A 14,670-nucleotide genomic window follows, 5' to 3' on the forward strand; every position below is an offset into this window, starting at 1 on the left:
TATACGTTTATTTTCGTGTAATTTAAACGTTATCACGGGGATTGTTATTGCCCATAGAAGATCCATTATAAGGTTATTTTAATAGATATTATTTGCGTTCAATGGAGTTGACTATGAAACACTTATTGTCTCGTTATTGTACTTATATTTCCTTATTCATCATTCTGTCTGGCTGTAATGATCAGCATGGAACATTAGCACTCGGTACGATTGAGCGTGATCAAATAACCCTCACAGCAACGGTGAATGAAATTATCACCTCGCAACCTATCGCAGAAGGTAGCACCATTAAAAAAGGTGAAGTAGTCGCAATCCTGCAATCGCAGCAACAACAAACACGGGTTGCTAAAGCACAAGCAATACAACAACAAGCCCAAGCCTATTTACTTCGTTTAACCAATGGCGCACGTCCTGAAGATATTGCTGCTGCTGAGGCAAATGTTGAACAATATCAGGCTAATTTCACAGATAAAAATGATGACAACCAACGAATAAAACAGTTATTTGCTAAAAAGGTGGTGTCAACGGCTGAGCGAGATAGTGCACAAACGCAACGTGATATTGCACAAGCTGAACTACAAACAGCTATTAATGGTTTGAAAAAAATAGTCAGTGGTGAGCGTATTGAAGATATTAAACAAGCTCAAGCAGCGTTAGTGGCTGCTATTACTGATGTAACGTTACAACAACAAATTTTGCAAGATTATACAATAATTGCAACCCGTAACGGTATTGTTGAAAGTCTGCCATATCATGTAGGTGATAGAGTAGCTGTTAATGCAACAATTGCGGTTATTACCACTCACACCATTCCTTATGCGCGTATTTATGTACCAGAGCCTTATCGTGTCAATATAAAAGCAGGCAATAGATTAATCATACATGCTGATGGCATTGAACAATCTTATCAAGGCACAGTACGTTGGATAGCAACTACGCCTTCTTTTACGCCTTATTACACCCTTAATGGTAGTGATAAGGCACGTTTAGTGTATTTGGCCAAAGTCGATTTTCCTGAAAATGGCCGTGATTTGCCAGCTGGGGTTCCAGTGCAAGTGGAGATGCCACATGAGCGATAATGCGATTATTGCAACCAACCTTAGCCGTAAGTTTGGGGATTTTATTGCGGTCGATAATCTTAATTTAGTGGTGCCAAAAGGAACGATTTATGGTTTTTTAGGCCCAAATGGTTGCGGTAAATCGACCACATTAAGAATGCTAACGGGATTATTAACTCCAACCACTGGCACTGTGAATGTGCTTGGATTAGATATTCCACATCAAGCCGAACAATTACGCTTACGTATTGGCTATATGACCCAAAAATTTTCGTTATATCAAGATCTGACCATTCAAGAAAACCTTGAATTTATGGGGCAGATTTTTGGTATCCCAAGAGCACAACGACAACAACGGGTTCAACAACAATTAATCACTTATGTGCTTGATCAACGGGCTAAACGACGAGCTGGTGAATTAAGTGGTGGTCAACGACAGCGGTTGGCATTAGCGGCGGCAACGATTCATCAACCCGATTTATTGCTACTTGATGAGCCTACATCTGCCGTCGATCCTGAAAATAGACGTGAGTTTTGGGAACAGCTCTTTGATTTGTCCGATCAAGGCACCACGATTTTAGTTACGACCCATTATATGGATGAAGCAGAACGTTGCCATGAGTTAGCCATTATGGAAGCGGGTGTAGTACGGGCTAACGGCACACCAAATGCACTTATGATGGCAATGGCGGTTACAGTTGTCGAAATAGAAACACAGCAATTACGTCAATTGAAAGCTCAAATTATACAATTACCTCAAGTGCGATCTGCCGCTCAACTTGGAGTGAGATTACGGGTACTCGTGTCAAAAGAGATTGATGATCCTGTCGGTTGGTTACAAGCTAAAATACCAATATTAGCAACTGCGATAATAACAATTAGTCGTCCAAGCCTTGAAGATGTTTTTGTGACTTGTACAGGGGAGAGGCGGCAATGATCACTCGATTATGGTCTAGCCTGTTGCGGATCAATGCAATTGTTATTAAAGAGTTACGCCAACTTAGTCGGGATCGTATTACCTTTGGTATGATCGTAATGATCCCGTTAATTCAATTATTATTGTTTGGCTATGCGATTAATACTAATGTGCGTAATGTTCCTACTGCCATTGTTGATCAGAGTCATTCTGCTGCTGGGCGTATGCTAGTGGAATCAATTAAAGCAACCCAAGTGGTTGATGTTATAGCCAGTTATGCGACTCCTCAGCAAGGGCAACAAGCTATTATGAACGGTAAAGTGAAAGCAGTATTAGTGCTTCCGCCTGACTTTCAACGACGAATAGCGAAGCAGCAAGTATTAGGGCAATGGTTGGTTGATGGATCCGATGCATTGATCAGCTCGACGATTATGCAATTACAAAAAATGCCGCTAACAGAAGTTATTCCACAACGTAAAGTTCAACCCAATAATTTTGAAGTGACGTTGTATTTTAATCCAGAGCGCCGTTCTGCAATTAATATTATTCCAGGGTTACTAGGTGTGATATTAACCATGACAATGATTTTATTTACCTCGGTAGCCATTGTGCGTGAACGTGAGCAAGGTAATTTAGAGTTATTAATCACAACGCCTATTCAGCCATTAGAGTTGATGCTTGCCAAAATCATTCCGTATATTTTTATTGGTGTGATTCAATCCATCATTATTCTAGGGTTGGGATACGTGATTTTTGATGTGCCAATTAATGGTTCATTGGTACAAATATTTCTTGGAACATTGGTGTTTATTTTGGCGAGCTTAACGTTAGGTTTAGTGATTTCAACCAAAGCAACCACGCAATTACAAGCAATGCAAATGACCATCTTTATTTTGTTACCATCAATTTTACTGTCAGGGTTTATGTTCCCTTATGAAGGTATGCCTGTTATCGCACAGTGGATTGCAGAAGTATTACCGACAACCCATTTTATACGTATTATTCGTGGCATTGTGCTGCGAGGGGCGGATTTAGTCGATTTGTGGCGTGATACCTTATGGTTAATTATATTTACCATTATTGGTTTAATTGTTGCGTCAATACGATTTAAGAAAACATTAGATTAATCATTACAAAAGATATCTTATCAATAAAAAACACCTCAATGACAGTGATAGATTCAAGGCCATTGAGGTGATTTAGTGATAATGAAAATATTACTTAACTTGGCTTTTAATAAATTCACCTAATTGTGAGTGATGCATGATTTTAGAAACCGGTAAAATAGTTGCTGCTGGCCCCCATGCAAACACATTAACAGGAGTATGGGTGTGAGTACCTGTACCCCAAACAATATTTTGTTGGGTTGCTTGAGCACGAGCAATCAGATTAGCGCGATCGTTATAAGGATAAAAAGCATCAAAATCGTGAATTGCAGGAATATCTGTTGCTGATAGATAGCTGTGATTATCTTTGTGATAAGGATTTACTTTATCTTTTAATATTGCAGCAGCTTGTGCTTCTGTAATTGGAAATTCACTGTTTTTATTAATGATATTCGCTAAATTTTGTGGTGTTTGTTGGTCTTTATTTAATTGAATTAATGTCGCTAACATATTGGTATAACTCATTTTTTGCTTATAAAGGTTATCCAATATGGTAAACGCACCAAAATTAAAATTAGGCGCATAATCTTGATTTTTAAAAGCATCACCACTGCGTTGTTGTGGTTGTGGTAATTGAGAACCTGAATAACTAAAACCAAATGATCCTGTTTCATGATCTGCAGTAACAATAATTAACGTATCATCACGCCCCTGTGCCCACTGATAAACGGATTCAATAGCTTGATCAAATTTAATCATTTCATGGAGCATGGTGCCCGCATCATTACTGTGTCCTGCCCAATCAATTTGACCACCTTCCACCATTAAGAAAAAGCCATCTTTATCTTTAGATAGAATATTAAGGGCTTTATCTGTCATTTCTTTTAATGTTGGTTGAGTACGTTGAGGATCATTGAGACTGGCACTGTTTTGAATACCATCATTCATTCCTGAATTGGCAAATAAGCCTAATAACTTATCCGTTTGTGATTGTTGCAGCATGCCTTTGTTAAATGCTAGCGTATAGCCTTGTTGTTGGGCTTCTAAGAGTAAATTACGTTCATCTTTTCGCTTTGATTTTAAAGACATTTTTGTCGCTGATAATGAAGGTAATTGCTCTGAGATAGCAGTTGTCTTATCAGCGGATTGTGGGATCCAATAACCGAATCCTCCCGAAAGCATAACATCAACATTAGCGGCTAATAAATCAGAAGCAATTTCATTTTCAAGTGAACGATGAGGCTGATGAGAGGCAAAAGCGGCAGGGGTGGCATGAGTCATACGGGTATCTGAGACTAGCCCTGTGGCTTTACCCATACGTTTTGCTTTTTCTAATACTGTTTCAACACTATTACCATCAGCATCGATGCCGATCACTTCTGACCCCGTCATAATTCCTGTCGCTAACATCGTTGCAGAGCAAGCTGAGTCAACCACAATAGCATCGTTAGGATGGGTTAGTGACGCACCAATGACGCCTTGCTGTGCCAATTTGTATAACGCTGTTTTGTTGCCATTATAAATAGAATTAGGAGCAAGGTTGGCATAGCTTTCTAATAAGCCGACTTGTTGTGGTCCCATACCATCACCAATCATTAAAATGACATTTTTAATTTCAGCAGATTGTGCTGTTGATGAAAGTGTTGCTGAAATCATGATTGTTGCTAGAGATTTAATTAACATAGTCACATTTAACCTTTGCTATGAAAGTAATTTTCAGCAATTACAACAGGGGTTAATGACAAAAAAATGACAGTTTAGTAACAGAAATAAGATGGTTTTAAGACGTTTTAAAGATAGAAGAAAACAGCTGATTATTCTATTGGATAAAAAAGCCATAACAGAACAAGGTATTCTCTAGCGGTATCTTTCTGGTATTGATTGGTTGCAATTGTTAGACTTCGGCCATTATTTAGAGAGGTAAGGCCGTTTTATGTTCACTCATTCGTCAAAGTTGTTGTCAAAGCGAAGCTATGTTACTGCGTTATCATTATCAGCTATAGTGCTGTTATCTGGTTGTAGTCAGGCTCCAAAATTAAACAAGATTTCTGGTTTTGCAGAAGGTACGACTTATCACGTGACATATTGGTCAAAGCAGGATGTACCTGTTGCGAAGGTAACAGAGCAGTTTAATAAAAAGCTGGCGGCGATTGATAAAGAATATTCAACTTATCGTAATGACTCGTATATTTCTCAATTTAATCACAGCACATCAACGGCATGGCAACCAGCCTCTAAAGATTTCATTTATATGCTGTCGCTTGCGAAAAAATTAAATAAAGATAGCCACGGTTGTTACGATCCAACGATTCAACCTTTGTATAAATTGTGGGGATTTCAAGGCGAGACGCTCAATGTGCCATCAGCACAACAAATAGCGGCGATTAAAAAAGATATTGGGATAGATAAGATTGAAATTGATCCAGTGAATTTACGGATCAGAAAAACCATTCCTCAGTTACAACTTGATTTATCCTCAATGGGGGAAGGGTATGCGATTAGTCAGTTAAGTAAAATTTTAGAAACTGATGGCGTTAATAATTATTTGGTTGAGTTTGGCGGCGATATGAAAATTAAAGGCCGCAAACTAGAAGGACAAAAGTGGCGAGTTGCCATTGAACAACCTATCGCGTTAAAAGACGGCATTCGACCTTATACGATTGTTAATATTAATGCGGAAGATGGCGTGTCATTAAATACCTCTGGCACTTATCACCATAATTTTAAAGACGGCGCAAAAGACTATTCTCATATTTTAGATACTAGAACGGGCGCACCTGTTACTCATGATTTAGTGTCAGCGTCTGTATTTGGTCATAATCCAATTGTTAGTGATGCTTGGGCAACCTCGATGCTATGTTTAGGGCCGGTGGAAGGTAAAATTGTCGCGAATGAGCAGAATTTACCGGTGTACTTTATTCAGAGTGAAGGTAAAACGTTTAAAAGTTCTGAAAGTGATACATTGAAAAATTATAAGCGTATTACGTTAAGCTAGTTAGATAGTTATTAATACCTCGTTATAATTATGGCGAGGTATATTCTATTTATAGCCATCTGCCCATAATTACATTTGGTTACAATATAAGTTAATTAATGCTTTCGTATGATCAATGCTTATAGATTATATTATTTTAAATTATATATAAATAAGTGTAGCAATAATGAAAGTAAAATATTTAGCGAGTATTTTCCCGGTGCTGATGATGTCAGTTTACGGTAATATCACCATAGCAAATGAGGTTACGACAGGGAAAATCTATTTTAATCAGAAAGAGTTACCGTCTGATACCCAAGGTACTTTACCCGGTAATGTTAGTGTCGCACAAAGTGTAATTATGCAATCTGTAAATAAAATTGCAGATGATCGCCAACCACATTTAGTCTCATTACGAAAAGCATTGGTATTGTTTGAACCAAGTGTTGGCGAGATTATCAGTGATGAATCTATTACATTAATCGCGAAAAATACACGCGGGAAAGTGGTTCATCAAGTATTGATGCAATTGCCACAGAACTTACCAAAGATTGTTGGGCAAATAGATCAGCAATTAAACATTACCAAACCGGACGTATTTTCTCATACTGTTTCTGGTAATGGATCACTACACGCCATTCAAGGTGAACAAGGTAAAGCAGCCTTTAAAGCATTATTGCTTGAGCATGATACCATTAATGTAACGACGAGTGATGGCAGTTGGGCGCAACACTTTATTCTAGCTGATGATCCTGCTTTTAATAATAAAACGGTAACATTTACCTCTTGGGCTGGTTATAACTCTACGATTACGTACTCTCAAGGTACAGATACTATTAGTAATGGTAATGAGCTAACTTATAAAAATATAGATGGTATTTGGTATGCAAAAGCAGATCAGGATATTAACCGTATCGCTTATAGTGACAAAGCTTATTCAGCTATTTTACCCGCAGAAGCCGTGTTACCCGGATTACAATTATCATTTGTGAGTGAAAGTGGTAAAGAAGGCCTAGTCAATGAAATTAGTGTTGGTGCGTATACGCATTTAATTTTAAACGCAGTCGATATTGGTCTATTAACACCACCAAGAGATGAGTTTGTCTTTATTAAAGATCATGAACTTCAACGCCAATATTTTCAAAATACTCAAATTAGTAAGCTGACAGTTAACCCTTATCAAGCTGTTCACCTAACAGAAATCATGCTACCTGATGGTCGCTTGTTAGTAGATGTCGATCCAAGTACAGCTGATGCTTATGGTAGTGACTCGCATTACCGTATTGCACGTGAATTAATTTCTTCTGGTATTAATAGTGCGAACTATGGCGTTAACTCTTCTAGTGTTAGACCACAAAGTCAGTGGAATATTGATGCGGTTTATCATGCAGCACAAGTTACTGTAAATAACTCTCGTGGTAATTATAGTAGTGGTTTGATTAACCACGGTTTATTGGGATCTTATCGCGGTGTTGCTTCTGTTGTTAGTTCAACAGGGAATGAATTTAGTCACGAAGTCGGTCATGAGTTTGGTGTTGGTAATCATTACCCTGGTGGCTTTAAAGGCGCTGTCCATAATAGCTCAATAAATAAAAACTCAACTTGGGGATGGGATGTGCATAAAAATCTCTTTATTCCTAACTTTAGTAAAGGGATTAATAACCAAACATCATGTTATGAGGGTGAATGTGCTCAGCCATTTGCTGGTCATAGTTTCGGGTTTGGTACTATGTCTGGTGGTTGGCCACAACATGCAAAATATAATGCTTACACACTTCATACTCCTTATGAATTAAGTATTTTCCAAGATTTTCTAGAAAATAAAGCCAACTTTGATGCTTTATCGCTAACAGGTTTCAGTAAATGGAACCACGAGTTACAGCAAATGCAGCCATGGACAAATAGTGCTGCTGATGATTTGGCCTTTGTTATTAAGTACGTAAGTGATAATGATAGCCTAAATCAATTTGGTGAACAGAGTGATAAATTCCAGACGTTACTCGCACAAGCGGATGCAGTTAAACTGAGTCTTGGTGATGGTAATTGGGCGCGTGATTTTTATTTACCAACCGATGATAGTCTAGAAGGTAAAATCATTAGCTTTGAGTCATGGGCTGGTTGGACTGCGTATATTCATTATAATCAAACGACAATAGCGTTAAATCATAGCAATAAATATGCGTTTAAGTTTATTAATGGCCAGTGGCAAAGTGTTGATAGCGATATTTTAAATCAATCAATTGAGTTAACACCTTATAAACAAGGTATTCCTGTAACAACACTAGTCGGTTATTACGATCCTGATAAGACGCTTCCAAGCTATATTTATCCTGCCTTACATGGTGCTTATGGTTCTGTATATGCTGATGGTTTTACAGATTCTTCGTGTCAATTAGATGTGTTTACTCATAATGGTGGTACCAAAACTTTTAATCTACATAATCGTCGTTTACAAGCAGGAATGATGAATCGTTTCCATATTAATATTGAAACGGCCTTACAACCTTATCAAGCGGAAGTACGTTGTGGTAATGAACAACTTGATAGTTTAACGATCGAGCCTGCTAGTGTCACTTTAAAGGCTCAGATTACAACGACGGAAGCTGGGGAAGCTCCGACTATTTATGGTGCAACTGATGTAGTGATTCAGCAAGATCAGCATTTTGATGTAATGGCTGGTGTGTCGGCTATTGATGATTACGATGGTGATGTAAGTGCCTCAATTGTCGTTGATGGTACTGTTGATAATACTACTGCAGGCTACTACTCATTAACTTATAAAGCTTATGATAGTGCAGCATCAGAAACGGTTACGGTTAGACAGGTTGAAGTGTTTAGTGAAAAACCGACTTTTTCGGGTATTAATGATAGTACGATTACTTTAGGTGAAGTGTTTGATCCGCGTATCGGTGTGCAGGCTATGGATGCTGAAGATGGTGATTTAACGGCTAATATTCAAATTGCAGGTAGCGTAAATACCGATATTACTGGTAGTTATGTATTGACTTACCAGATAGTGGATAGTGCGAGTCATATTGTAACTGCGACACGTACGGTAACCGTTGAAGGTGAACCAGTATGTGACAATCTATGGTTAGCAACGGCAACTTATATTGCTGGTGATCAGGTATCGCATAAAGGTGCATTATGGCAAGCTGGCTGGTGGACCCAAGCCGAAGAACCAAGTACTACTGGCGAATGGGGGGTTTGGAAACAAATTGCAGATAGTGGTTGTTCTATTCCAAAACCAGAGATCACACCGCCAGTTGAGGGAGAGTATCCAACTTATCAAGTTAATGGAAATTATAAAGCAGGAGATAAAGTAACTGCAATTGATGGCAATATTTATCAATGTAAGCCATGGCCAGCAACTGGATGGTGTAATAACTTAGCTTATGCGCCTGGCGATAGTTACTATTGGTCAGAAGCTTGGGTTCAGCTATAACCGATTAAATGTTTTTTAATAAACAAGTGAAAGCGGTGAGTGTTCATCGCTTTTTTTATAGTATTTTTAGGATAAGCAAATGCATTTATAAGGAAGCTATTTGTTATGCTAGGTATAAATAGCTTTTATATGTTGACACTATTTTAACGAACAATGAGCTAATGTTGATACTGTAGGGGTATAATTTATATGAAGTAGAGTACTATTATGGAGTATAAGAGAAGAATTTTAATCGGTATATTGGCTTTCCCAATGATGTTTACAACATTATCTTCGTTGGCGAATGAACCCGCTACAACGTTATCAATTCCAATTAAAATTCAAAACATAAAAAATAGAACCTTCAACCAAGACTTTCAGGAAGTCGGTAAAATAACCGCAGTGGATTCTACAGCGTTAACGTTTAGCGCATCCGAAAAATTAATAACAAAATGTTTTTCTGATGGTGCTTATGTCCATAAAGGAGAGGTTATAGCGAAACTTGATAGTACGCAACCCAAAGCAGAACTGCAAAAATCTGAAACACAATATGCAATTGAACGTTCTAAATTACATCGCATGTTAGCGTTAATCCAAAAACAGCCAGATGCAATATCAAAGCAAGATATTGAGAATCAGAAATTACAAACACACTTAGTACAAGTGGATGTGCAACAAAAAAAAGATGATTTACTTAATTATCAATTAATAGCCCCGTTTAATGGTCGTTTGACTAATTTCAAATATTCTATCGGTAGCCGTATTAGTGCTGATGATGTTGTAGTGTCGTTAATTAAAAATGATCCCGTGAAAGTTGCGTATTCGATCAGCCAACAAGAATTAGCACAAGCAGCATCTAATCAGCAGGTCACTATTTCTGTTGATGCTTATAAAAATAAACGTTTCACCGGTGTGGTTAATTACATTGCTCCAGAAGTGGACTCACAATCAGGCCGTATTGATGTTCAAGCTAATATCAAAAATACCGATAAATTACTCATTCCAGGTATGTTTGCTAAAGTAACACAGCATTCGGCTAAAAATATCACTTACCCCATTGTGTCTCAAACCGCAGTCATTGTTGATGGTGATAAGCGTTATGTGTGGCTTTATGATGGTAGTAAAGGGGTCAAACAACAGCCTGTTGTTCTTGGTGATAACACCAATGATGGTTATGTGGTAATTAAACAAGGTGTTGATGTTAATGATAAAGTAGTCGTTGCAGGTCAGCAAAACTTGAAACCAGACTCTTTGGTTAAGCTTCAAACATCTACAGCCCCCGCTTTACCGTTATCCTCAGTGAAAAAAGCGCCACAACTATCTTCGTCCTCAAATAAACCGATGCAAAAAGTAACAGAGAGCTCAAATCAAGGAGCTCAGCATGAAACTGCCTGAGATTTGTATTAAACATCCGATTTATTCATGTGTGCTAAGCATTGCGATTGTGCTGTTGGGCGCAGTAGCATTACAAACCTTACCGGTGCAATATTTTCCAGATCACCGTGCTCCGAATGCAACGGTTACCGCGCATATTTCAGGTGCAAGTGCTGAATTTATGTCTGATAACGTCGCCGATAAACTTATTTCTGCAGCGACGGGGCTTGAATCTGTTAAAAATATGAACACTGACTGCCAACAAGGAACATGTTCATTAAAAGTCTTTTTTAAAGATAATGTATCTGATGTGAAATATGCCAGCTTGATGAATAACTTGCGCAGTAAAGTTGAATCAATTAATAACTTTCCACCAAGTATGGTTGATAAACCTACCGTGACTGATGACTCTTCAGAAAATGCGCTGCCAAGTAATATTATTACCTTTGTTGCAAAAGGAAAGATAACCAAGCAGCAAATGTATGAGCTTATTAGCCAACAACTTATTCCTCAGTTTAGTCATATACCGGGAGTTGGCGGTGTTTGGGGACCCTATGGTGGTAGTAGTCAAGCGATTCATGTTTGGCTTGATCCTGAAAAGATGATGGCACTTGGTATTACAGCAACCAATGTGGTGAGTACATTAAGTAAATATAATGCCACTTTCACCGCTGGAACGATTCAAGGTCAAGTTCGTGATTTCTCGATTAACCCTGTGAGTTCAGTGAGCAGTGTTGATGATGTGCGTAATTTAGTGATTCGATATGATAATGGCAATATTGTTCGTGTTGGTGATGTTGCGAATGTTGTTAAAGATGATGCGAGTTTAACGCCTTCAATATTACATATTAATGGTCAATTAGGGATGTCGATTCAGACGTTACCGCTTAAAAGTGAGAACCCCGTTGTGGTCGCTCAGCGCGTTAAAGCGGCAATGGCATCGATGAATATCCCTAGTTCCATTGAAATGAAAATGGTTTATAACCAAGCAGATTTTATTAAGGCATCGATTGATGAAGGCTTTAAAACCTTAATTGAAGCAATTGTATTAGTTGCAGCGGTGGTTGTACTGTTTTTAGGCTCCATACGATTTGCGCTTATTCCGTTGATTACTATCCCTGTGTGTATTATTGGTGTATTCGCAGTAATGGCGGCGTTAGGCTTTAGTATTAATGTATTAACGATTCTGGCGATAATTCTTGCCATCGGTTTGGTCGTTGATGATGCTATCGTGGTGGTTGAAAACTGTTTTCGGCATATAGAGCAAGGGAAACAACCCTTAGAGGCTGCCATAGAAAGCAGTAAAGAAATTGTCGCCCCTGTTATTGCAATGACATTAACTCTAGCAACGGTTTATTGTCCCATTGGTTTTATGTCAGGATTAACTGCAGATTTATTTCATCAATTTGCTTTTACGCTTGCAGCCGCCGTTCTCATTTCAGGTGTTATAGCGCTAACATTGTCGCCAATGATGAGTGCTTATCTATTAAAGCCAGTCGCTCATCCACCCGCTTGGTTTGTGTGGGTCGAGGGTAAAGTTGATCAGTTAACAGCTAAATACTTACAATTGTTGAAGTTTGTTTTTATCAAGAAAAAGTGGTTAGTTGTTATCGCGATATTACTTATTAGTGCGTCAACGGTTGCAGTATGGTGGATGCCTAAAACGTTATTACCAATTGAAGATACTGGCTTTATTTCAGTATCGACTAAATCACCATCAGGGGTAGGGCGACCTTATCATCTTCAAAATAATGCCCAGTTAAATAGTGTTTTTAATGGTGATCCTGCTATTGCGGCAAATATGGCTTATATTGAATCAACCCCAGAAAATCATTTGATATTAATGCCATGGAATGAGCGTAAACAAAATATTGAGCAAATTATTAGCCGTTTAATGCAGAAAGCAAAATCAACGGTGTCGGCTTATGGTATATCAATGTCTGTCCGTTCAGCGGACAATTTAAATTTACCTGCCGGATTAGTGCTTGAATTAACAACGCTGAATAAAAACACCCTAGCATTAAGTGATACAGCAGCGAAGGTTGAGAAAGCACTCAGTAATTATGCGGGTGTTTCAAATGTCAGTAATTCAACCCATCGTGATTTATTGCGGTTTGATTTGAAAATTGATCAAAATGCAGTGGTGTTATCAGATGTTGATTATACTGATGTAACCAGTGCTGTATCGACGTTTTTAGGATCAGTGAAAGCGGCAGATTTAAAAATGGCCGATGGTTATACTTATCCAATTCAAGTGCAAGTAAATAAACAATCGCTGGGTGATTTTAAGATATTAAATAAGTTATATGTCGTATCAAAAACAGGAAAAGCGTTACCGTTATCGCAGTTTGTGACGATTAAGCAAGTGACAGCAGAATCTCATATTAAAACCTTTATGGGACTTGATAGTGCAGAAATTACGGCGGATTTAATGCCCGGTTACAGTGCCAGTGATGTGCAGCAATTTGTGAATCATCATGTTCCCAATTTATTACAAAAAGGACAGCAGTATCAATTTAATGGCGTAGTAAAAGATCTACAAGATTCTTCGCATGGGATGATATTGATGTTTGCGATGGCATTGATTTTTGTATTTTTAATTTTAGCGGTGCAGTTTGAAAGTTTCTTTGAACCGTTAATTATTATGCTTACAGTGCCCTTGTGTTTAGTCGGGGCATTATTAACCTTAACGGCCTTTGGTCAGAGTCTTAATATTTACTCTAAAATTGGATTGTTAACATTGGTTGGGCTTGTAACTAAACACGGTATTCTATTGGTTGATTTTGCTAATAAACAGCAACGGGATCATGGGCTAAATGCATATGATGCTGCACTTGTTAGTGCTCAATCACGTTTAAGGCCAATATTGATGACTTCGTTGACTATGATTATTGGTTCATTGCCATTAGCCTTTGCTGTTGGCCCTGGCTCTATCGGGCGAATTAATATTGGTTTGGTGTTAGTGGGGGGGTTAATCCTTGGTACTGTGTTCTCGTTATTTGTTGTACCTATTGCTTATGTTGTAATGGCGAAAATAAGACAGTGGAATCTAGGTGTCTATTGGAAACGGTTATGGTTTGTACATAAAAAATCTTAATCAATAACCGAATCTCACTATATAAGCCACTCTTGATGAGTGGCTTTTTGACTTTGTTATACATTTAAACGTAAATTAATGTTTGAATGTCGTCGCGTCATTGTCGCTGGTGGCGTTAGTATCACCACTTGGATTGAGCAAATGCGGAATGATTTTAGGTAAGTTTAATTCAATGTCTTTGTCTGTTACTGGATTAATGGCAGCGTTATACCAGCCAAGTAAACCGAGTACAGCATAGCCAATCGCATCATTGCTATCGCGGTGTTCAAGGATGATTTGTAGAAAGCGTAAAATAGCTTTATCGTTTGATTTAGCTTGCACTAAGGTTTCATCAAAAACCGCAGTAGCTTCAGTGAGTAAGCCTTCAAATTCAGTATCAATTGATACTTTAAACGAGCCACCATCAACAGTAATTTTCATTGTTATATCGTCAATTATTATAATTGATATAAATATTACCTAATTACCAATCGGTTGTCGCTAACCAGTGTTATTGATTGCAATTGTTATGATCCAGACACAAAAAAGCCTGCTAAAAAGCAGGCTTGGTTGTATCTAAAAGATGGTGCTCGCTACTGGACTCGAACCAGTGACACCTTGCATGTCATGCAAGTACTCTAACCAACTGAGCTAAGCGAGCAAATTGTACTGTTATAAATCGCCGTTAAGCCATTTATTTTAAAATGGTGCTCGCTACTGGACTCGAACCAGTGACACCTTG

General features: G+C 38.2%; 9 protein-coding genes and 1 tRNA gene. 7 read left to right on the plus strand and 3 right to left on the minus strand.

What is annotated here, in order from left to right:
* The first annotated feature begins 113 nt into the window (after positions 1 to 113).
* Genes BTO21_RS03780 through BTO21_RS03790 form a run of 3 tightly spaced genes read left to right on the plus strand, consistent with a single transcriptional unit; the run spans position 114 to position 3,101 of the window.
* Positions 114 to 1,079, plus strand: coding sequence for an HlyD family secretion protein (locus BTO21_RS03780; RefSeq protein ID WP_052672574.1), 966 nt, complete (start codon positions 114 to 116; stop codon positions 1,077 to 1,079).
* Entirely contained in the window at positions 1,069 to 1,995 is a 927-nt protein-coding gene (locus tag BTO21_RS03785; RefSeq protein WP_045026431.1) for an ABC transporter ATP-binding protein, read from the plus strand. Before BTO21_RS03780 ends, BTO21_RS03785 begins: the two co-directional genes overlap by 11 nt.
* Positions 1,992 to 3,101, plus strand: a complete 1,110-nt coding sequence (locus tag BTO21_RS03790) for an ABC transporter permease (protein WP_045026430.1) — start codon at positions 1,992 to 1,994, stop codon at positions 3,099 to 3,101. The genes BTO21_RS03785 and BTO21_RS03790 overlap by 4 nt, the downstream gene beginning before the upstream one ends.
* A gap of 90 nt (positions 3,102 to 3,191) precedes the next feature.
* On the opposite strand, the gene BTO21_RS03795 is transcribed toward BTO21_RS03790, so the two are convergent.
* Positions 3,192 to 4,769 carry an alkaline phosphatase gene (locus BTO21_RS03795; protein WP_105026689.1) on the minus strand — a complete coding sequence of 526 codons (1,578 nt, stop codon included), beginning with the start codon at positions 4,767 to 4,769 and terminating at the stop codon, positions 3,192 to 3,194.
* A gap of 244 nt (positions 4,770 to 5,013) precedes the next feature.
* Between BTO21_RS03795 and BTO21_RS03800 the strand changes: the two genes are divergently transcribed.
* From BTO21_RS03800 to BTO21_RS03815, 4 genes are all read left to right on the plus strand, one after another.
* Entirely contained in the window at positions 5,014 to 6,075 is a 1,062-nt protein-coding gene (locus BTO21_RS03800; RefSeq protein ID WP_045026426.1) for an FAD:protein FMN transferase, read from the plus strand.
* Between the two features lie 166 nt (positions 6,076 to 6,241).
* Complete coding sequence (locus tag BTO21_RS03805) at positions 6,242 to 9,499, plus strand: M66 family metalloprotease (protein ID WP_045026425.1); 3,258 nt, start codon at positions 6,242 to 6,244, stop codon at positions 9,497 to 9,499.
* A gap of 207 nt (positions 9,500 to 9,706) precedes the next feature.
* Positions 9,707 to 10,873 (plus strand): efflux RND transporter periplasmic adaptor subunit, encoded by a 1,167-nt coding sequence (locus BTO21_RS03810; RefSeq protein ID WP_045026423.1) that lies wholly within the window; start codon positions 9,707 to 9,709, stop codon positions 10,871 to 10,873.
* Positions 10,860 to 13,949 carry an efflux RND transporter permease subunit gene (locus tag BTO21_RS03815; RefSeq protein ID WP_045026422.1) on the plus strand — a complete coding sequence of 1,030 codons (3,090 nt, stop codon included), beginning with the start codon at positions 10,860 to 10,862 and terminating at the stop codon, positions 13,947 to 13,949. Before BTO21_RS03810 ends, BTO21_RS03815 begins: the two co-directional genes overlap by 14 nt.
* 75 nt (positions 13,950 to 14,024) lie before the next feature.
* Here BTO21_RS03815 and BTO21_RS03820 read toward each other — a convergent pair whose 3' ends face one another.
* Positions 14,025 to 14,369, minus strand: coding sequence for a hypothetical protein (locus BTO21_RS03820; RefSeq protein WP_065195323.1), 345 nt, complete (start codon positions 14,367 to 14,369; stop codon positions 14,025 to 14,027).
* A gap of 143 nt (positions 14,370 to 14,512) precedes the next feature.
* Positions 14,513 to 14,589: transfer RNA gene (locus BTO21_RS03825), tRNA-Val, on the minus strand.
* Positions 14,590 to 14,670 lie beyond the last annotated feature (81 nt).

The organism is Photobacterium phosphoreum, assembly GCF_002954725.1.
GTDB classification, from domain to species: domain Bacteria; phylum Pseudomonadota; class Gammaproteobacteria; order Enterobacterales; family Vibrionaceae; genus Photobacterium; species Photobacterium phosphoreum.

What these genes read in the sequence shown, in the direction of transcription:
- BTO21_RS03780 (WP_052672574.1), top strand. Translation starts at nt 114, where the DNA reads ATGAAACACTTATTGTCTCGTTATTGTACTTATATTTCCTTATTCATC.
- BTO21_RS03785 (WP_045026431.1), top strand. Translation starts at nt 1,069, where the DNA reads ATGAGCGATAATGCGATTATTGCAACCAACCTTAGCCGTAAGTTTGGG.
- BTO21_RS03790 (WP_045026430.1), top strand. Translation starts at nt 1,992, where the DNA reads ATGATCACTCGATTATGGTCTAGCCTGTTGCGGATCAATGCAATTGTT.
- BTO21_RS03800 (WP_045026426.1), top strand. Translation starts at nt 5,014, where the DNA reads ATGTTCACTCATTCGTCAAAGTTGTTGTCAAAGCGAAGCTATGTTACT.
- BTO21_RS03805 (WP_045026425.1), top strand. Translation starts at nt 6,242, where the DNA reads ATGAAAGTAAAATATTTAGCGAGTATTTTCCCGGTGCTGATGATGTCA.
- BTO21_RS03810 (WP_045026423.1), top strand. Translation starts at nt 9,707, where the DNA reads ATGGAGTATAAGAGAAGAATTTTAATCGGTATATTGGCTTTCCCAATG.
- BTO21_RS03815 (WP_045026422.1), top strand. Translation starts at nt 10,860, where the DNA reads ATGAAACTGCCTGAGATTTGTATTAAACATCCGATTTATTCATGTGTG.
- BTO21_RS03820 (WP_065195323.1), bottom strand. Translation starts at nt 14,369, where the DNA reads ATGAAAATTACTGTTGATGGTGGCTCGTTTAAAGTATCAATTGATACT.